This is a genomic window from Janthinobacterium svalbardense (genome assembly GCF_002327145.1).
Taxonomy (GTDB): domain Bacteria; phylum Pseudomonadota; class Gammaproteobacteria; order Burkholderiales; family Burkholderiaceae_D; genus Janthinobacterium; species Janthinobacterium tructae.
Genome location: NZ_CP023422.1, coordinates 2,483,570 through 2,501,861, shown reverse-complemented (window position 1 = coordinate 2,501,861; position 18,292 = coordinate 2,483,570). Strand labels below are relative to the sequence as shown.

Annotated in this window: 15 protein-coding genes and 3 tRNA genes; 5 read left to right on the top strand and 13 right to left on the bottom strand. The window is 62.5% G+C overall.

Translation table 11 applies throughout. The features are described from left to right. The first annotated feature begins 48 nt into the window (after positions 1-48). From CNX70_RS11230 to dbpA, 4 genes are all read left to right on the top strand, one after another. Positions 49-2,544 carry a TonB-dependent siderophore receptor gene (locus CNX70_RS11230; RefSeq protein ID WP_167389641.1) on the top strand — a complete coding sequence of 832 codons (2,496 nt, stop codon included), beginning with the start codon at positions 49-51 and terminating at the stop codon, positions 2,542-2,544. A 113-nt stretch (positions 2,545-2,657) separates the two neighbouring features. Beyond that, on the top strand, positions 2,658-4,322 hold the full coding sequence (locus tag CNX70_RS11225) for an acid phosphatase (protein ID WP_096234745.1): 1,665 nt from the start codon (positions 2,658-2,660) through the stop codon (positions 4,320-4,322). Positions 4,323-4,526: 204 nt separating this feature from the next. After that, positions 4,527-4,763 carry a hypothetical protein gene (locus tag CNX70_RS11220; protein WP_071078230.1) on the top strand — a complete coding sequence of 79 codons (237 nt, stop codon included), beginning with the start codon at positions 4,527-4,529 and terminating at the stop codon, positions 4,761-4,763. A 102-nt stretch (positions 4,764-4,865) separates the two neighbouring features. Further along, positions 4,866-6,293, top strand: a complete 1,428-nt coding sequence (dbpA, locus tag CNX70_RS11215) for an ATP-dependent RNA helicase DbpA (RefSeq protein ID WP_096234744.1) — start codon at positions 4,866-4,868, stop codon at positions 6,291-6,293. Between the two features lie 719 nt (positions 6,294-7,012). On the opposite strand, the gene cysS is transcribed toward dbpA, so the two are convergent. Further along, a complete protein-coding gene (gene cysS, locus CNX70_RS11210) occupies positions 7,013-8,389 on the bottom strand; it encodes a cysteine--tRNA ligase (RefSeq protein ID WP_096234743.1) in 1,377 nt (458 codons plus the stop codon). A 237-nt stretch (positions 8,390-8,626) separates the two neighbouring features. Then, complete coding sequence (locus tag CNX70_RS11205; protein WP_096234742.1) at positions 8,627-9,868, bottom strand: MFS transporter; 1,242 nt, start codon at positions 9,866-9,868, stop codon at positions 8,627-8,629. 127 nt (positions 9,869-9,995) lie between these two features. Between CNX70_RS11205 and CNX70_RS11200 the strand changes: the two genes are divergently transcribed. Further along, positions 9,996-10,823 carry an AraC family transcriptional regulator gene (locus tag CNX70_RS11200; protein WP_096234741.1) on the top strand — a complete coding sequence of 276 codons (828 nt, stop codon included), beginning with the start codon at positions 9,996-9,998 and terminating at the stop codon, positions 10,821-10,823. 54 nt (positions 10,824-10,877) lie between these two features. Here CNX70_RS11200 and aqpZ read toward each other — a convergent pair whose 3' ends face one another. From aqpZ to CNX70_RS11145, 11 genes are all read right to left on the bottom strand, one after another. Next, positions 10,878-11,567 carry an aquaporin Z gene (aqpZ, locus tag CNX70_RS11195; protein WP_096234740.1) on the bottom strand — a complete coding sequence of 230 codons (690 nt, stop codon included), beginning with the start codon at positions 11,565-11,567 and terminating at the stop codon, positions 10,878-10,880. A 215-nt stretch (positions 11,568-11,782) separates the two neighbouring features. After that, complete coding sequence (locus CNX70_RS11190; protein WP_096234739.1) at positions 11,783-12,193, bottom strand: GNAT family N-acetyltransferase; 411 nt, start codon at positions 12,191-12,193, stop codon at positions 11,783-11,785. Continuing rightward, the gene (locus CNX70_RS11185; RefSeq protein WP_157750983.1) at positions 12,193-12,651 is read right to left on the bottom strand and encodes an Ivy family c-type lysozyme inhibitor; all 459 of its coding nucleotides are present in this window, start codon (positions 12,649-12,651) and stop codon (positions 12,193-12,195) included. Before CNX70_RS11185 ends, CNX70_RS11190 begins: the two co-directional genes overlap by 1 nt. 65 nt (positions 12,652-12,716) lie before the next feature. Next, positions 12,717-13,127, bottom strand: coding sequence for a hypothetical protein (locus CNX70_RS11180; RefSeq protein WP_096234737.1), 411 nt, complete (start codon positions 13,125-13,127; stop codon positions 12,717-12,719). Positions 13,128-13,161: 34 nt separating this feature from the next. Further along, positions 13,162-14,292, bottom strand: a complete 1,131-nt coding sequence (locus tag CNX70_RS11175; RefSeq protein ID WP_244199115.1) for an amidase family protein — start codon at positions 14,290-14,292, stop codon at positions 13,162-13,164. A gap of 157 nt (positions 14,293-14,449) precedes the next feature. After that, positions 14,450-15,025: an elongation factor P gene (locus CNX70_RS11170; protein ID WP_071078242.1), complete on the bottom strand. Its 576-nt coding sequence runs from the start codon at positions 15,023-15,025 to the stop codon at positions 14,450-14,452. A gap of 135 nt (positions 15,026-15,160) precedes the next feature. Further along, positions 15,161-16,330 (bottom strand): elongation factor P maturation arginine rhamnosyltransferase EarP, encoded by a 1,170-nt coding sequence (gene earP / locus CNX70_RS11165; RefSeq protein ID WP_096234736.1) that lies wholly within the window; start codon positions 16,328-16,330, stop codon positions 15,161-15,163. 99 nt (positions 16,331-16,429) lie between these two features. Continuing rightward, positions 16,430-16,505 (bottom strand) — tRNA-Glu (locus CNX70_RS11160). Positions 16,506-16,575: 70 nt separating this feature from the next. Beyond that, positions 16,576-16,651: transfer RNA gene (locus CNX70_RS11155), tRNA-Glu, on the bottom strand. Between the two features lie 122 nt (positions 16,652-16,773). Then, positions 16,774-16,849, bottom strand: a tRNA-Glu gene (locus tag CNX70_RS11150). 231 nt (positions 16,850-17,080) lie between these two features. Then, positions 17,081-18,118, bottom strand: coding sequence for a DUF5694 domain-containing protein (locus CNX70_RS11145; protein ID WP_244199114.1), 1,038 nt, complete (start codon positions 18,116-18,118; stop codon positions 17,081-17,083). Positions 18,119-18,292: the final 174 nt, after the last annotated feature.

The following is an 18,292-nucleotide window of genomic DNA, read 5'->3' as shown; positions in this document are numbered from 1 at the left end:
GACCTGTGTAGGCAACGTTCTTTTTGACGACTACACCACAAGGTAACCATGTCTCTTGCCATTCATTCCAAGCCGCGCATCAAGCGCATGGCGTATGCCATCGAACTCGTCTTTATCGGTTCGGCCCTGCTGCTGAACGCCCAGGCGCCAGCCCTGGCGCAGGAAAGCGCGGCTGCTGCCGCGGCCACTCTCGACTTCCAGGTGCCGGCCGGCGACCTGGCGGCGGCGCTGCGCCAGGTCGCCAGCCAGTCCAGGGTCATCCTCAGCTTCACGCCGGAACAGACGCGCGGCAAGACCTCCGCAGGCCTCACGGGCCGCCACGACGTGCTGGCGGCCCTGAACGGTGTGCTGCGCGGCACCGGCCTGAAGGCCGAGCGCAGCGCCAATGGCAGCTACGTGCTGCGCCAGGCCGATGCCGTAGCGGGCGGCGAGGCGCTGTCGATGATGCCGGAGGTATCGGTCAAGGCGCAGCAGGATGCCACCGAAGGCTCGGGCGCGTATGTCTCCGCCCTGCCGGTTTCCACGGCCACGCCGCTGGGCCTGTCGATCAGGGAAACGCCGCAGTCGGTCAGCGTCATCACGCAGCAGCGCATGCAGGACCAGGGCTTGAACACCATCGCGCAGGTCATGGCGCAAACGCCGGGCATCACCCTGTTCTCGCTGGGCAGCGAACGCTCCGGCTTTACTTCGCGCGGCTATGCGATTACCAACTACCAGCTCGATGGCGTCAGCACGCATTCGGAAAACCTGGGCCTCAATGCGATACCGTCGCAAAGCCTGGCCGACATGGCGCTGTACGACCGCATCGAAGTGCTGCGCGGCGCCTCGGGCCTGATGACGGGCGCGGGCGATGCCTCGGGTGCCATCAACATGGTGCGCAAGAAGCCGACGGCGCAGTTCCAGGCGTCCGTCGAGGGCGAACTGGCTTCCCGCAACGAACGGCGCGCCATGGCCGACATCGCGGGTCCGCTGAACGAGGCGCGCACCGTGCGCGGCCGTCTGGTGACGGTGTACGAGGAAGGCGACGGCATCATCGACGGCTACAGCCGCGACAAGAAAGTGGTGTATGGCGTGCTCGAGGCGGACCTGTCCAGCGACACGAAGCTGACAGCCGGCGTCACGCACCAGCGCAAGCGCTCGAATGGTTCGCTGTCCTACCTGGGCTTTCCCCTGTTCTACAGCAATGGCGTGATGACGAATCTGCCACGCTCCTTCAGCCCGGCGGCCAGGTCGAATCGCTTCGGCAGCAATTCGACCGACCTCTTCGTCACCCTGGAACACGCACTGGCGAACGACTGGAAGCTGAAAATCTCGGCCAACCGCGTGCAGTCGTCGCAAGAAGAGCGCTCCGTATTCATGAACGTGAGTAGCGCCTTTCCCGACCAGGCCACGGGCGCTGGCCTGCGCATGAGCGCCGACTACCGCGATTACCAGCTCCAGGTCAACAGCGTGGACGTCAACGTGCGCGGACCGTTCAGCGCATTCGGCCGCCAGCACGAACTGGTGCTGGGCATGGACTACAACGAATTTCAAAGCACGACAGATGGCCGCTTCGACAAGAACATCCAGGGCCAGCCCGTCAACCTGTACCGCTGGAATCGCATGGCAACGCCCGTGTTTGGCGATACCTTCGTCACCTACGACAGCACGCGCCGTCAGGCCAGCGCCTACGCGGCCAGCCGTTTCAACCTCTCCGAGCGCCTGAAACTGATCGCCGGGGCAAAAGTACTGCGCTACAGCGAAAACTACATCTCGGACGCACCCACCGTGCCATTTTATAGCGCATCGCCAGCCTCGGACAGCAGCGTTTTCACGCCGTACGGCGGCCTGGTGTACGACATCGACGGCACGCACAGCGCCTACGCCAGCTACTCCACCATCTACCAGCCGCAAGCCTCACAAGACCGCTACGGCAAGCTGCTGGCGCCGCGCGAGGGCAAGACCTTTGAAGCGGGCATCAAGAGCGGCTGGTTCGATGGCCGCCTGAACACGGCCGCCGCGCTATATCTGATCCGCCAGAAAAACCTGGCCGAATCGGACCCCGGCCACACCCTGCCCGGCTCCAACGATCCGGCGTTCCGCACCATCAAGGGCGCCGATACCAAGGGCATCGACCTGGAAGCGACGGGCGCCCTCACGCCAAGCTGGAATGTGTCGGCCTCGTGGTCGTACAGCCAGACGGAAAACAATGCCGGCAAGGCGATCCAGACCACCTTCCCGCGCCATCTGGTGAAGCTGTGGACCACTTATCGGCTGCCTGGCGAGCTGCATCGCCTGACGCTGGGCGGCGGCGTGAACTGGCAAAGCCGCGTGTCTTCCGGCATCGAGGCGTGGCAGATCAACAGTACCCTGCACTGGGAACAGAAGGCGTACTCGGTGGCCAGCCTGATGGCGCGCTACGACGTCAACGACAAGCTGTCTGCTACCGTCAACGTGGCCAACCTGTTCGACAAGCAGTACACGGCTTCCGTGTCGGACTGGTGGTACTCGGGCATGTATGGCCCGGCGCGCAAGGTGGCGTTGACCGTGCGGTATCAGTTCTGATGCACTGAACGGGGCGGGCCGAATATTTCGCATCATCCAGGGGCCGGTGATACAATTTTCCGCTTCACGGGCACAAACACTGCCCGTGCCACAGAAACACCCAAGGAGAATGTGTGAAGGACCTCGCCCCCGCCCTGCCAGCCGATCCGGCCGACCAACCCGCCAATCCCTCGCGCCGGCGCATTTTCCAGGCCGCTTCCGCAGTCGGCCTGGCCGCCAGCCTGCCGGCGCTGGCCGACGCCGTGCCGGCCAAAAAGACCATCGCCAAAGGTTCGCTCGATGCGAAACTCAAGACCCACGTCAAGAACGTGGTGGTGATCTATCTGGAAAACCGCAGCTTCAACAACCTGTTCGCCAACTTCCCCGGCACCAGCGCACCCCTGTCCGCCGTCACGGCGGAACAGGCACGGCAGCTGGACCGCGACGGCAAGCCGCTGGCTACCCTGCCGAAGATCTGGGGCGGCCTCGTGCCGAACCAGCAAAATATCGGCGGCATCGATTACCTGATCAAGGAAGAGCAGATTTCCGGCCTGCCGAACGCTCCCTACAAATTGAGCGACGCGGCCGGCAAGCCCCTGCCCGAGAGCATCATCACGCGCGACCTGGTGCACCGCTTCTATAACAACCAGATGCAGATCAACGGCGGCAAGAACGACGGCTTTGCCGCGTGGGCCGACAGCGGCGGCCTGGTGATGGGCCACTACGGCGAAACGTCGAAAAACCTGAACCTGTGGCAGATCGCCGAGCAGTACACGCTGTGCGACAACTTCTTCATGGCGGCCTTCGGCGGCTCCTATATGAACCACCAGTTCCTCGTCACGGGACGCGCCAACGAATACTTCAATGCTGCCGAGACGGCGGCGAAGAAAAAGATCGCCGTGCTGTCGGACGGTCCGCAAGGCGTGCGCCTGGCGATCTCGCCCGAGTGCCCCGCCTCGGCGCTCGATGGCAAGCCGAAATACGTCAACGACGGCGCCCTCACGCCGGATGGCTATGCCGTCAACACCATGGCGCCGCCATATCAACCGAGTTACGTCCGCCCCGCCTTCGACGGCGATCCGCTGCATGCCGACCCGCTTGATGCGAACACCCTGCCGCCGCAAACCTATGACACCATCGGCGACCTGCTGTCGCGCAAGGGCGTCAGCTGGGCCTGGTACGGCGGCGGCTGGCAAGCGGCGCTGGACCAGAAGGGCGGCGGCAGCAAGCCGAACTTCCAGTTCCACCACCAGCCGCTGAACTACTTCAAGCAGTTCGCCCCAGGCACGGCTGCGCGCGCCGAACACTTGCGCGATGGCGGCACGGGCGACAGCCCGATCTCGAACAAATTCCTCGCCGCCGCCGTGGCGGGCAAGCTGCCGGCCGTGACCTTCTACAAGCCGCAGGGCAATCTGAACCTGCACGCCGGCTATTCGGATATCGAATCGGGCGACCAGCACGTGGCCAACGTCATCCAGCATCTGAAGGAATCGCCGCAGTGGAAAGACATGATCGTGGTGATCACGTTCGATGAAAACGGCGGCTGGTGGGATCACGTGGCGCCGCCAAAAGGCGACCGCTGGGGCCCGGGCACGCGCATTCCCGCCATCGTCGTCTCGCCGTACGCGAAAAAAGGCGCCGTCGACCACAGTTTCTATGACACGACGTCGATCCTGCGCCTGATCACGCGCCTGCACGACTTGCCACTGCTCGAAGGCCTGAAAGTGCGCAATGATGCGTTCGCGTCACGCGGCGCGCTGCCGCCGGGCGACTTGACTGGCGCCTTGAGCTTCCGCTAAGCCTCCCACAGTGCGGCACGCCTGTGATACACTGCTTGCCGCACTTAAATCCGCAGGTCTGCTTTCCCTGCCGATGATATTCACAATGAGCCCGACTCCAGTAGCCGGGCTTTTGTTTTGTGGATGAAGTTAAAGCGTATAGACATAGGCGGGCAGCACCTTGCCCGCCCTTGGCTTTCGCCGGCCAAGGACAGAGGTTAGTAAATGAGAGATAAAAAAGACAACGCCACCATCGACTTGCCCGGCTTCGGCCCGCTGCCAGCGCACGAGGCGCCAGAGCCGGCGCCGGAACCGCAGCGCCGCACGCGCGCGCGCAAGGTGGCTTTGAAACAGGTGCAGCTCGAATTGCTGGAACCGACGGACGCCACGGGCCTGCCCGTGTGGACGCGCGACGCCGGCCTTGATCTGACCGGCTTGCCCATCTGGGCGCCCGATAATTAACCCCATGCCGGCGGCCGTTTGCCGCCGGCTTCCACACCACCGCACAAGGGCGTAAGCCTGTAGACTGTGCCCATCCACCCGCTTTTTACCGGCTCCGCCCCTATGAACACCACCACCGCCACCACCAATTCTTTTTCCAGCCTGCCGCTGACGCCCGCCTTCCTGGCCAATCTGGACTCGCTCGGCTACCACGAGATGACCACCATCCAGGCGCAAAGCCTGCCGGCGGTGCTCGATGGCCGCGACCTGATCGCTCAGGCCAAGACAGGCAGCGGCAAGACCGCCGCCTTCGGCATCGGCATCCTGCACAAGCTCAATCCGGCCTGGTTTGCCGTGCAGGGCCTGGTGCTGTGCCCCACGCGCGAACTGGCCGACCAGGTGGCCAATGAATTGCGCCGCCTGGCCCGCGCGGCCGGCAACATCAAGATCCTGACCCTGACGGGCGGCGCGCCGATGCGCCCGCAAATCGCCTCGCTGGAACACGGCGCGCACATCGTCGTCGGTACCCCGGGCCGCATGCGCGACCACCTGGGCCGCGGTACCATCAACCTGAATCACGTGCAGACACTGGTGCTCGATGAAGCCGACCGCATGACGGACATGGGCTTTTACGAGGAAATCGCCGGTATCGTCAGCGCCTGCCCCGCACGCCGCCAGACCTTGCTGTTCTCGGCCACGTATCCGGAAGACATCCGCCGCGCCACGGCATCGTTCCTCGTCAATCCGCTGGAAGTGACGGTCGAGGCACAGCACGACAACGACAAGATCGAACAGCGCTTCTATGAAATCGGCTTCGACGAGCGCAATGGCGCCGTCGGCAAGCTGTTGAAACACTTCAAGCCGGAATCGACCTTGGCCTTCTGCAACACCAAGGTGCATTGCCGCGAACTGGCCGAAGAACTGCGCCAGCAAGGCTTTTCCGCGCTGGCCCTGTATGGCGAGCTGGAACAGCGCGAGCGCGATGAAATCCTGGTGCTGTTCGCCAACCGCAGCTGCTCCGTGCTGGTCGCCACCGACGTCGCCGCGCGCGGCCTCGATATTTCCGACCTGGGCGCCGTGATCAACGTCGACGTCTCGAAAGACACGGAAGTGCACATCCACCGCATCGGCCGCACGGGCCGTGGCAGCAAGAAGGGCCTGGCCCTGTCGCTGTGCGCACCGAACGAGAAAAAATGGGTCAAGCTGATCGAGCAGTACCAGAACAACGCCGCCGAATGGCACGACCTGAAAGAGCTGGCGGAAGATGACGGGATCGAGGCACTGCCGGCGCCGATGGTTACCCTGTGCATCATGGGCGGCAAGAAGGACAAGCTGCGCCCGGGCGACTTGCTGGGCGCGCTGACGGGCGACGCGGGCCTGACCAAGGAGCAAGTGGGCAAGATCAACGTGTTCGAGTTCATGACCTACGTGGCGCTCGACCGCAAGGTGGCCGAAGCAGCCTTCAAGCGCCTCAACGCGGGCAATACCTTGGGCCGCGACTTCGGCAACATCAAGGGCCGCAGCTTCAAGATGCGCTTTATCGAGGCGTAAGCGCCTGCAAGGCACGCAGGGCCGCCATGGCCCTGCTTCCCGGATGGTCTTCCCATTCGGGATAGCGCCCGCGGTAATAGCAGTTCCAGTAACTGATGCTGCGCCGCTCCAGGGTAGCCATATTCCCGGCAAACCTTGCGCACGCCCAGCGCAGGTTTATCCGCCTTTTCAAAGATCACATTCGAATACCCTGCGGCAGGGTCGCCTTCGCTGGGCTTGCCCAGCGAAATATAGTAGCCGCCCTGCGTGAACAGGGCGGTGGTTTCCTTGCCCGGCGTGGGCGCCTGCAGGAAGGCCGGCCAGTCCGCCTTGTCGACCGGTGTAAAACGCGCGGCCAGCAGCGCCAGCAAGCGCGCGTGCGAGGCGGGCGCATACGGGAACAGATACAGGTACTCGACCAGCTCACCGCCATCGGCCAGGCGTGTGACGGCGGCCGTCGCGACATCGACCTCGCCGCCAAAACTGCACAAGGTGCCGCCGCTGTAGGCGAAGTCGATGATGGTCGCCGGTGCGCACGCCTGCCGTTCGCGGTCGATACCGACGGGCGGCAGCGCGCGCACTTGCGCCAGCAGCGCCTCGCCCGATGTGGCCAGCGCGGGAAAGCCCGGACACTCGCTGGCCGCCTGCGCGGCAGAAAAGGCCAGGCAACAACTCAATAGCAGCACACGACGCTTCACGGCATCTCCAGTTTCATCAGGCGGCCATTATGCAGGACATCTTCACAAAGGCCGCGCCTGTTGCCCTTGCGGCGTATCGTCGATGTCATAGCCGGCCGCGCGGGCCAGTGCGCGCAAGCGGTCCGCCTCGGCCCACTGGCGCTGCGCGCGGGCGATGGCCCGTTCTGCCATCCACGCTTGCACCTGCTGCGGCACTTCCACCTGCAGCGGCTGCCAGGCCAGCAGATCGAGCCCCAGGGCCGCATCGAAGCGGGCCATGGTAGCCTTTTTCACGCTATCGGACAGATCGCTTTTCAGCAGTTCCCAGGCCACGGCCAGCGCACGCGGAAAATTCAGATCATCGTTGACCTGTTCCGTGAAGCGGTCCAGCCAAGCGTGATCGGCCTCACCCTGCACCGCGCCAAGGCCATGCACGGCCACGCGCAGGCGCGCCAGGCCGCTGGCGGCGGCGCGCAAGGCGTCATCCGTAAAATTGAGGCTGCTGCGGTAGTGGGCGCCCAGGCACAGGTAGCGGTAGGCGACCGGGTCGATGCCCTGCCCCACCAGGCTTTGCAGGCGCAAAAAATCGCCCGAGGATTTCGACATCTTCCCATCCTGCGTCTTGAGGAAAGCACCGTGCAGCCAGAAATTGGCCAGGCGCGTGCCGTGGCGCGCCTGCGTTTGCGCGATCTCGTTGCTGTGATGGACAGCCACGTGGTCTTCGCCGCCGCAATGGATGTCGAAATACGTGCCCAGGTGCTTTTCCGCCATGGCCGAGCATTCGATGTGCCATCCTGGAAAACCCAGGCCCCAGGGGCTGTCCCACTCCATCTGCCGCTGTCCCGGCACGCCGCTGAACTTCCACAGCGCGAAGTCGCAGATATCGCGCTTCTCGCCCAGCTCCACCCGCTTGCCCGCCTGCAGGCCGTCGCGCTTCAGGCGCGCCAGTTTTCCATAATCGTCCTGGCGCGTCGTATCGAAATAGATGCCGTCGTCGGTGCGGTAGGTGTAACCCTTCGTTTCCAGGTCAAGAATGAAATCGATCTGCTCCGCGATATGGTCGGTGGCGCGGCACCAGACGGTGGGCGGCAGGATATTCAACTGGCGCAAATCGTCTTCGAACGCGCGGGTAAATTCGGCAGCGATGTCCCAAGCGGACTTGCCGCTGCGCCGGCTGCGCGCTTCGACCTTGTCGTCGCCGCTGTCCGCGTCCGACGTCAAATGGCCCACATCCGTGATGTTCATTACATGGCGCACTTGCAAGCCATTGAATGCGAGCGCGCGGCGCAAGCCGTCGACGAACAGATAGGTGCGCAGATTGCCGATGTGCGCGTAATCGTAGACGGTGGGGCCGCAGGCGTACAGGCCAGCCTGGCCCGGAGCGAGAGGTTCAAACGGCCGCAGGCTGCGGCTATACGTATCGTACAAATGGAGTGTCATGCGGGACTTTCATTAGCGCTGCGGAAAAAGAAAATGGCCACAGGTTTTTCAACACTGTGGCCATCGAATGAGGAGTAAAAAGTTTAACGGCGCCGGGCCGCATCCTCACGAAGCCAGGTACACGGACACAGCGCAGCGGCGTCGCGGTATGCAAGGACTGAATGGAGGATGGAAGAGATCATGGAACAAATATCGCATGGTCGCGGGCGGGCCGTCAAGCCCTCCCGCGCCGCCCGCTTATTTTTTCGCCTGCTCGATATGCGGCAGCAGCACCGTCAGGATGCCCAGCAGCGGCAGGTAGGAACAGATTTTATACACATAGGCGATGCCCGAGACGTCCGCCAGATGGCCCATGGCGGCAGCGGCGATGCCGGAGACGCCGAACATCAGGCCAAAGAAGATGCCCGCGATCATGCCCACCTTGCCCGGCACCAATTCCTGCGCAAAGACGACGATGGCGGAAAAGGCGGAGGAAATGACGAAACCGATGATCACCGTCAAGACGGCCGTCCAGAACAGGTCCACATACGGCAGCAACAAGGTGAACGGCGCGGCACCCAGGATGGAAATCCAGATCACGCGCTTGCGGCCGATGCGGTCGCCGATGGGGCCGCCCATGAAGGTGCCGGCTGCCACGGCGGCGAGGAACAGGAACAGGTACAGCTGCGCCGCGCCGATGGACAGGTGGAACTTGTCGATCAGGTAAAAGGTGTAGTAGCTCGACAGGCTGGCCATGTAGATGTACTTCGAGAACACCAGCAGGGCCAGCACCCCCAGCGCTTGCAACACCTTGTTGCGAGACAAGTTCGGCCCGTGGCCGCCCGCCTTCGGCTTGAAGCTGGCCAGGTGGCCGCTGTACCAGTGGCTGACCTTGTACAGCACGCCGATGGCCAGCACGGCCAGCAGACTGAACCAGGCGATATTGCCCTGACCTCGGTTCACGATGACGGCCGCCGCCAGCAGCGGCCCCAGTGCGGAACCTACATTGCCACCCACCTGAAACAGCGACTGGGCAAAGCCGTAGCGCCCACCCGATGCCATGCGCGCCACGCGCGATGCTTCCGGATGGAAGGTCGAGGAACCGACGCCGATCAGGCCCGAAGCGATCAACAGGGTCGGGAAGGTCGAGACGATGGACAGCATCAGCACGCCGGCCAGGGTAAAGCACATGCCGACCGGTAGCAGGAATGGCAGCGGACGGCGGTCCGTGTACAAGCCGATCCAGGGCTGCAGCAACGAGGCCGTGCACTGGAACGTCAGGGTGATGAGGCCGACCTGGGTAAAACTGAGTGAAAACTCGGCTTTCAGCATCGGGTAAATCGACGGCAATAATGCCTGGATCAAGTCATTGAGCAAATGCACGAAGGCGACGGCGCCCAGGATGTGCATGGCCAGACCGGATGGTTGTTGGGAACGATGAAGCGAGGGCGCCGCCGGCACGGACTTGGCCAATGCTGGGGCAGGTGTGGTTGTGTGCATGTGTCTTCCGCAATAATCGGGCACGGCGGGCGGCCCGGCAAAGAAGCCAGTATAGTATGGTCGCTGAACTGACAACTTCCAATAATCGTCGCCCAAGTGACAACCAAGAGACTAGCCAACGCCCCATATGTACAGCCCCCCAACCGCCCAGACCCACCCCGATGGCGTGCCGTTCAGCCGCAGCACCAGCTCACACGATTACCAGCACGTGCCGCGCCCCGTGACGGCCATGTCCCGGCAATATGCGCTGGGCGACTATACGGCGCCGCACAGCCATGTGCGGGCACAACTGCTGTATGCGACGCAAGGCGTGATGCGAGTCTCCACCGGGCATGGCGTGTGGATATTGCCGCCCCGGCGCGCCCTGCTGATCCCCGTGGGCGTCGTGCATGAAGTCCACATCTTGAGCGAACTGAGCATGCGCACCGTGTACATCGATGCGCAGGTAGCGGCCCAGTATGGCGCCGATTGCAAGGTGCTGGAAGTGAGCCGGCTGCTGCGCGAGCTGATCCTGGCCTTGCTGGCCGAACCGATCGAATATGCGCTGGCGGGGCGCGGCGACTGGCTGGCGCACCTGATCCTGTCGGAACTGGCGGCGGCCGATACGGTGCCCCTCGCCATCCCCTGGCCGCGCGACCGCCGCCTGGTGGCCGTCTGCTCGGCCATCATGAGCGCACCGGGCAGCCGGCGCAGCATCGAAGACTGGGCGCAGGATGCGGGCGCCAGCGCGCGCACCCTGATCCGTCTGTTTCCCAAGGAAACGGGCTTGCACTACCGCCAATGGCTGCAACAAGTCCACCTGGCCGAGGCATTCTGCCGCCTCGACCGGGGCGAAGGCGTGGCCGCCATCGCCTATGCGCTGGGCTACGCCAGCCCCAGCGCCTTCAGCGCCATGTTCCGCCGCATCCTGGGCCGCACGCCGCAGCATTACCTGAGCGAGTGGCGCGCCGCGTAGGCCGCAAGCTACGCTATCGGCATTGTCGGCTTACGCCCTGCGGGCTAAGCCGACCTACTCTTTTTCGCCAGCAATCAAGCGGTAGGCCAGCGCGCCCAGCAAGGCGCCGATGATGGGTGCCAGCCAGAACAGCCACAGCTGGCTGGTAGCCCAGTCGCCCACGTACAAGGCCACGCCCGTGCTGCGGGCCGGGTTGACGGAAGTGTTCGTCACGGGAATGCTGATCAGGTGGATCAGGGTCAGCGCCAGGCCGATCGGCAGCGGGGCAAAACCGGCCGGCGCGCGCTTGTCGGTGGCGCCCAGGATGACGATCAGGAAGAACATCGTCAGCACGATTTCAATCACCAGCGCCGACAGCATCGAATAACCGCCCGGCGAATGGGCGCCATAGCCGTTCGAGGCAAAGCCCTTGCTGACATCGAAACCTGCCTGGCCGCTGGCGATCAGGTACAGCACGCCGCCGGCCACGATGGCACCCAGCACTTGCGCGATGATGTACGGCAACAGTTGCTTGGCGGGAAAGCGGCCGCCGGCCCACAGACCGATCGAGACGGCAGGATTCAAATGGCAACCCGAGATGTGCCCGATGGCGTAAGCCATGGTCAGCACCGTCAGGCCAAACGCCAGCGCCACGCCGGCAAAACCGATGCCAAGGCCGGGAAAGCCAGCTGCCAGCACGGCGCTGCCGCAACCGCCCAGCACCAGCCAGAACGTGCCGAGGAACTCGGCTCCATATTGTTTCATGATGTATTCCTTTAAAGTGACGAGAAAACGTGCAGGGACGACCAATCGGACCGCTCACCACCTTTGCCCACGCCCAGGGGGCGACGACAAAGCACAGCATCAGCAACGCACGCTGCAGAGCGCGCATAATGACATGATGTCATTATCAATGCAACATTATTTCATACAATAATGCCAATAGTTCTCTTGCCACTTAAAGGTTTTTTTGATAATTATTAAGGCGCCGGGCGGCGCATGTATTTTTGCGGCGCCTCCAGCGGTGCAAAACCAAAGCTCGCATACAGGCCATGCGCGTCATCGGTCCCCAGCATCCAGGCGACATCGCACAGGCGGGCATCGTCGAGCACGGCGGCCACCATCTGCTTGCCATATCCGCGTCCCTGGTATTGCGGCAACACAAACACATCGCGCAGGTAGGCAAAATCCGTGTAATCGGTGATAACCCTGGCGAACGCCACTTGCTGGCCATCGACATAGCCGCCGAAACACAGCGCGTTGGCGATCCCCTTGCGCACCGTTTCAATCGCCACGCCGCGCTTCCAGTACGACTGCTCGCTCAGGTAGCGGTGGATCATGGGCACGTCCAGTTCGTCGCGTTTGCTGGAAATGCGCAGTGGCGCGTGCATCAGTTCTTGAACAGCAGGTCGGCTTCGGCGATGCTGGGTTCGCCGAAATACACGGTGCGCAGTTCCCCCTTGGCGTCGCTGCCCATGTACACGCCCGTCATGCTGCGCTCGGCCGGGTCGTACAGGATGGTGTAGTGGTGACCGCAATTATGCGGTTCGCAGACGCTGCTGAGCAGGCGCGCCTTTCCGTCGATCTCGACCGGTTTGAGCGGACTGGCCACGCCATCGGGCACCCAGCGCTGCCGCTTCAGGCCGGCTTTTTTCAAGCCCACATTGAAGGCCTTGCGAAACGCGTAGTCCGCCTTGTAGACGTCGGGGAAATACGGGCAGGTATGGCCACCGTCGCAGCTTTGCGCTTGCTCAATGAGCGACAGCCTGGGCGTGCGCGCTTGCGCCGGCATGGCGGCCAGCGCCACGGCGGCGGCCAGGAACAGGGGGGACAGCAAACGTGCGGACATGACTTCTCCTAAAGGCATCGGATAATGCGGGCAGCATAGCAGAATGGCATGCTGGCACACCCGCATCAGGGAGAGCAGCGGATGCCGACGACCCCGTTGACCTTGCCTTCCGGCCAGCCCGTCTCGCGCCAGCGGTACACGCCGGGCGCGACGATAATCAACTGCCATTCCACCAGCTTGCCAGCGGCATTGAGGCGGGTTTCATTGTCATAGCGCAAAGTCAGGCTGCGCTCCGTTTCCGCCACCACGGTCGCGGCAAAGCGGTTGGTTTCACCGAGCTTGCTTTTCCAGGTACGGTCGTTGAAGATCGCCAGCCGCTGGTGATCGTCAGACAGCTGCATGCGCGTAAAGTGCCGCGCTTCTTCGCAAACACTGCTCGTATTCACGCTGTCGGACCAGCTGCCAGACAGTTGCGCGGCATCAAAAGGAGTCGGGGTGGCGGCCACGGCCGCACTGAGCAGCAAGGTTGCGAGCATAGTTATCGAAAGAAAGCGAAAAGTATCATCATGGTCAACGCAGCGCCTGCGTGATGCTGGACGGCAATGCCGGTGTACGCCGGTGCAACGTCGCCTGCTCATAGGCATAGGCCATCGCGATGAGCGGCATGTCGCCGTGGGCAGGTCCGATGAAGGACAAACCGACGGGCAAGCCCTCAACCACGCCGGCAGGCACCGTAATCTGCGGCAAGGCGCACTGCGCCTGCGATATGCCATGACACGTGGGCCCTACCAGCGCATCGAGTTCATGCGAGCACAGCAACGCTGCGATGCCGCCCGGCTCAGACGCGGGCGGCGGCTCGATCAGTTCCGCGCCCTGTTCGCGCAGCACCAGCAGTGCCTGCTCGATCACGGCATCGGTTCCGACACATTGGCCGAACAGGTGGCGCGCCACGCCGATGCGGCGCCCATGCAAGCCGGCGGCATCGAGCACCATGCCATCGGCCAGCTGCTCGCCCGTCAGGGCAGCGAGCAGCCAGGCCGCCTCGCGCACGCTGGGCGCCATCGGTCCCGCCGTGGCTGGCTCGCCGCCCTGCCCGGCGGCAGCCCTGCCAGTGGGCTTGATGGCAACCAGGCCGCACGTAGATGCGGGCGCGACAATGGAGCCGTCCGCCGCGCTGTCCACGGCCAGGATGGTCAGGCCGGCCCAGCTGGCACTGGCATGCGGCACGCTGACGGCGGCCCACTGGCGCAAATTGCTTTTGCCGATGATGACGGCGCCAGCCGCGCGCAAGCGCGCCGCGACAAAGGAATCGCAGCTGGCCTGCGTGGCCAGCGGCGCTTGCGTGCGCGTCTTCATGCGGTCGCCCGTGGCGATGTTGTCGCGCAAGACGATGGGGATGCCATGCAAGGGGCCGCGCACCTTGTGCCCCTGCCGCTCGCGGTCCATTTCCAGGGCAATTTTCAGCGCATCGGGATTGATTTCAATGCCGGCATAGGCACGCGCGCCGATGCTGCACAGGGAGCGGATACGCGCCAGGTACTGCGACGTCAGCGCATGCGAACTGAGCTTGCCTGCCTGCATCATCTGCTGTTGCGGCAAGACGCCCGCATCGAGCAGGTGGGCCATGGGGCTGGCGGGCGCCGTGGCACGGGCCAATACGGGGCGCGACGCGCCACCGCGTAACATCTGACTGCGCTGCATGCTATCTCCAGGAAACTTCAATGTTTCTGCCGCAATAATGTTCTAGCTATAGCATAGCAGTCCTTGCAACACAATTGTTGTCAAAGGTAACTATTTTTCAAGCAAAAAAAACGCTGCCCGAAGGCAGCGTTTCTTGATGATTTGGCACTCGGGCAAATCAGTTGCGTACGACACGCTTGTATTCGTTGGTACGGGTGTCGATTTCGATGACATCGTCCTGTGCCACGAACAGCGGCACTTGCACGATGTGGCGGTGCGCTTCGATGGCGTTTTCGATCTTGGCTTCTTTCAGGACGTTGCCCGAAGTGTTGCCCTTGACCGCAGGCTCCGAGTACACCACTTGACGGGCGATGGTCGTAGGCAGTTCAACGGAGATAGCCTTGCCGTCGTAGAAAATGGCTTCGCATTCCATGCCATCCTTCAGGTAATGCAGTGCATCGCCCAGGTTTTCTTCTTCGATTTCATACTGGTTGTACTCGGTGTCCATGAAAACGAACAGCGGGTCGGCGAAGTACGAATACGTCACTGGCTTTTTATCCAGAACAACAACGTCAAACTTGTCGTCGCCGCGGAACACGTTTTCCATCGGGGTGTTCGTCAGAAGATTTTTCATCTTCCATTTGTAGGTGAAGCCCGTGCGGCTCGAACCGTTGACATCAGAACGCAACACGATCATTGGCTTGCTGTCGACCATGATGATATTGCCAACACGAATTTCTTTTGCGGGTTTCATAGGAATGTACGTAAAAAGTGGGTTGCATGAAGACCATCTGCCGCCTGTGCGCCATCAGCGCCGCAAGCTTGCGTTTGATCGGTTAAAAATACGTTAGAAATAACCGGGCATTTTACCTTAATTTTTGGCAAGCGCCTATCTCGTCGCGCCAGCGAACGCCAGCAAGTTACTTGCCAGATCGCCATTGGACTGCATCTGCCGCTGCCAGGCCTGCGCACGCGCGCGGATACGCGGCAGGTCGGCCTGCAAGGCGGGCCACAGCAGCGTCCACGGCAAGGCGTCCGCGCTGGCACCATTCCAGGCCAGCGCCGCCTGCGCCAGGCTGTCGATGACACCATCGGCATCGGCCGCATAGCGCTGCAGGAAGGCGCGCAATTTCACGTGATGCAAGTTTTCATCCTGCACATATATATGCCAGAGAAACGGCTGGCCGGCCCATTGCGCGCGCACGAAGGAATCCTCGCCGCGCACGAGATTGACGTCGCAGGCCCACAGCAAGCGGTCGTAATCGTCTTGCGGCACGAAAGGCAGCACGCGCACGGTGAGCGCGCCACGCGTGCACGCCGCACCAGCCGTCGCCGCATCGTCGCCGATAAACGCCTGAACGGAATCGAACGCAACGCCTTCCGGCACCAGGCATATCACGGGCTCGCGCCCCGCCTGCCACACGCCAAACAGTTCGGCGACGGGCGCGGACGGGTAGCAGAACAGCGATACTTTCAAAGCAGACACTTCCGCCGGACGCACGCCGAATTGCCCCAGGAATGCCGCCATGGCACCGGCATCGGCCTGGAATGCCAGCCTTTTTTCATCGAGCGCCGCCTCGCGCAGCAAGCCGCCCGTTTTATTGGTAAAACCGGGGAAGAAGAAATGCTTGATCATGCCATGGCGTGGCGAGGTCAACGCATGGCAGCCCTCGACCCACTCTTCCGCCGTCAAGCCTTCCAGGTTCAGCCACACCGGCTGCGGCGCGCACTGCGCCATGGCGGCGATGTAGCCGGGCGGAATGTCGCAGGCAAAAAACTCGATGACGATATCGGCGATATCGGCCGGCGCAAACACGCCCTCCTGATCGCGCCAGTGGCGCACCGTGACGCCGCCGGCCTGCTGCACTGGCGCCGTCACGTCGATTTCCGGGCAGATACGCTGGAAACTGGATAAATCATCGACCCACAGAGTAACGGCCACCCCGTGCTCGCCGCTCAACTGCCGCGCCAGGCGCCAGCAAATGCCGATATCGCCGTAGTTGTCGACGACTTTGCAGAAGATGGCCAGGGATGGCGCGCGATCGCTAGGTAATGGCATGAGCAGGCAAGAGTGAAGGGAAAACGTTGGCATGCCGGCAAATAACAAAAAAGCCGCGCTGTTACCAGGCGGCTTTGTTGTTGGCTGATGCAGCCGGTCTGGCGTCCCCAAGGGGATTCGAACCCCTGTACTCACCGTGAAAGGGTGATGTCCTAGGCCTCTAGACGATGGGGACAGAAAATCTGTCCAAGATGCGCTGTTTTGCATCCCGACCTGCTACTTTACGTGCTTACTGCTTGCGAATCTGGCGTCCCCAAGGGGATTCGAACCCCTGTACTCACCGTGAAAGGGTGATGTCCTAGGCCTCTAGACGATGGGGACAGAAATCTGTCCTGAATGCATTACTTCGCATCCTGACCCGGTACTGCAGCAATATGACAGAAACAAAAAAAGCCTGACTTGTCAGGCCCGTTCAGCACTGCACTCACTTTACAACTGAATCCTGGCGTCCCCAAGGGGATTCGAACCCCTGTACTCACCGTGAAAGGGTGATGTCCTAGGCCTCTAGACGATGGGGACCTGTGCTGGCTTTACTCTCAGCGGACTCTTCGTTGAAGGCTTTGCTTAGCCCCTCAAAAAAGCGTGCGCGAAGTTTAACACGAAGCGATTCACGAAATCAACTGCTGGCCTCTTATTTTCCATCTTATTGCACTTCCCGCCCCCATGGGAACGCGATGATGACAGGAAGGCAAGCAAACGGGCGATCAGTTTTCCTGGCGCAGGAAAGCGTCCGTGTCGACGATGCGCACATCATGCATCTGGTTCAAATAGGCTTCCAGGTAAGCCTTGTGCGATGCCCCCCACCACCACCAGCACGCGCATGCCGGGCCGCGCCATCATGACTTCGCGGATATTCGATGCCATGCGCAAATTGCGCACTTCCCAATAGGCCACGTAATTGCGGCCGAAATGCTGTGGCGACGGCTCTTCCAGCGCCGCGCCGAAATCGCTGCGGAAGACCATCTCGGCCTGACCAGGCTCGTTATAGGCACGGTACATGGCCAGCACGCCTGCCGGCGTCACCAATGCCGCTTCCAGCTCTGCACTGATACGCTTGCGCTGTGCCGTATGCGGGTTGTCCCACGCCTTCATGATCGCCTCGCCGGAAGCCTTCTCGTCCTGCGCATTGTCGGCGGGTGCGTCCGCAGTATGATCGTCCATGGCATACAGCTGCTCATGACCACTCTTCGCCGCCACCACGGCTGCGATCAGCACATCCTCGCCGCGCCGCTGCAGCCGATCATTGAGCATGGCCACCAGCTTTACATCAAGCCCGTCGCCCACTCGCCGCTCCGCCTCCGGCAGACGCAGCCATTGCACCAGCGCGGACGCCCGCTCGCCACCCGCCAGGAACAGCGACGTCAGGGTGCGCCGCTGCGCGGCGGATGGCACCGCCGGCCATGCGGCCAGCAAACGCTGCGCCTGCACGGTGGCCGCCACCACATCCAGGCCGGTCGCCGCCCGCGCGGGAGCGGGATCCCAGCAATAAGACTTGATTGTGTCCGCATAGCGTTGCGGGTAGCTGCGCAGGTACGCACATTGCAGACCGGACAAGGCCTCGATGGCAATGGCTTGCGGCTTCCAGCCCAGCAAGCGCGCGTTCAAGGCGCTCAGCTGCGCGGGATCAAATGACTTCGGCAACTGCGACAGGTGTGGCGTGCCCAGCACCATCACCTCATTGATACGCCCCGATTGCAACTTGTGGGCAGCAAGATCGAAGGGCGCGGCAGCGAAAGCCGGAGCGGAAAAGAAAGCGGCAAACAAAATACAGACAAATAAGCGGGACATTCCACCTCCGGAGTTAAGTAATTTCATGAAAACTGACAGGCGCAAAAACTGCCGCACGCGCAAAGCTGCCCCTAGACAACTTCAACGCCAGAAATCTTATACACCCGGCACTACAATCCCCACCCAAAAGCGATGAATGGCAAAAATGGCATTCCGAAACGCAAATGATGCGGA

Coding starts and splice junctions, on each gene's coding strand:
- CNX70_RS11220 (WP_071078230.1), top strand. CDS start 4,527: ATGAGAGATAAAAAAGACAACGCCACCATCGACTTGCCCGGCTTCGGC.
- cysS (WP_096234743.1), bottom strand. CDS start 8,389: ATGACACTCCATTTGTACGATACGTATAGCCGCAGCCTGCGGCCGTTT.
- CNX70_RS11185 (WP_157750983.1), bottom strand. CDS start 12,651: ATGTCCGCACGTTTGCTGTCCCCCCTGTTCCTGGCCGCCGCCGTGGCG.
- CNX70_RS11200 (WP_096234741.1), top strand. CDS start 9,996: ATGTACAGCCCCCCAACCGCCCAGACCCACCCCGATGGCGTGCCGTTC.
- CNX70_RS11180 (WP_096234737.1), bottom strand. CDS start 13,127: ATGCTCGCAACCTTGCTGCTCAGTGCGGCCGTGGCCGCCACCCCGACT.
- CNX70_RS11190 (WP_096234739.1), bottom strand. CDS start 12,193: ATGCACGCGCCACTGCGCATTTCCAGCAAACGCGACGAACTGGACGTG.
- CNX70_RS11175 (WP_244199115.1), bottom strand. CDS start 14,292: ATGCAGCGCAGTCAGATGTTACGCGGTGGCGCGTCGCGCCCCGTATTG.
- aqpZ (WP_096234740.1), bottom strand. CDS start 11,567: ATGAAACAATATGGAGCCGAGTTCCTCGGCACGTTCTGGCTGGTGCTG.
- CNX70_RS11145 (WP_244199114.1), bottom strand. CDS start 18,118: ATGTCCCGCTTATTTGTCTGTATTTTGTTTGCCGCTTTCTTTTCCGCT.
- CNX70_RS11205 (WP_096234742.1), bottom strand. CDS start 9,868: ATGCACACAACCACACCTGCCCCAGCATTGGCCAAGTCCGTGCCGGCG.
- CNX70_RS11230 (WP_167389641.1), top strand. CDS start 49: ATGTCTCTTGCCATTCATTCCAAGCCGCGCATCAAGCGCATGGCGTAT.
- dbpA (WP_096234744.1), top strand. CDS start 4,866: ATGAACACCACCACCGCCACCACCAATTCTTTTTCCAGCCTGCCGCTG.
- earP (WP_096234736.1), bottom strand. CDS start 16,330: ATGCCATTACCTAGCGATCGCGCGCCATCCCTGGCCATCTTCTGCAAA.
- CNX70_RS11170 (WP_071078242.1), bottom strand. CDS start 15,025: ATGAAACCCGCAAAAGAAATTCGTGTTGGCAATATCATCATGGTCGAC.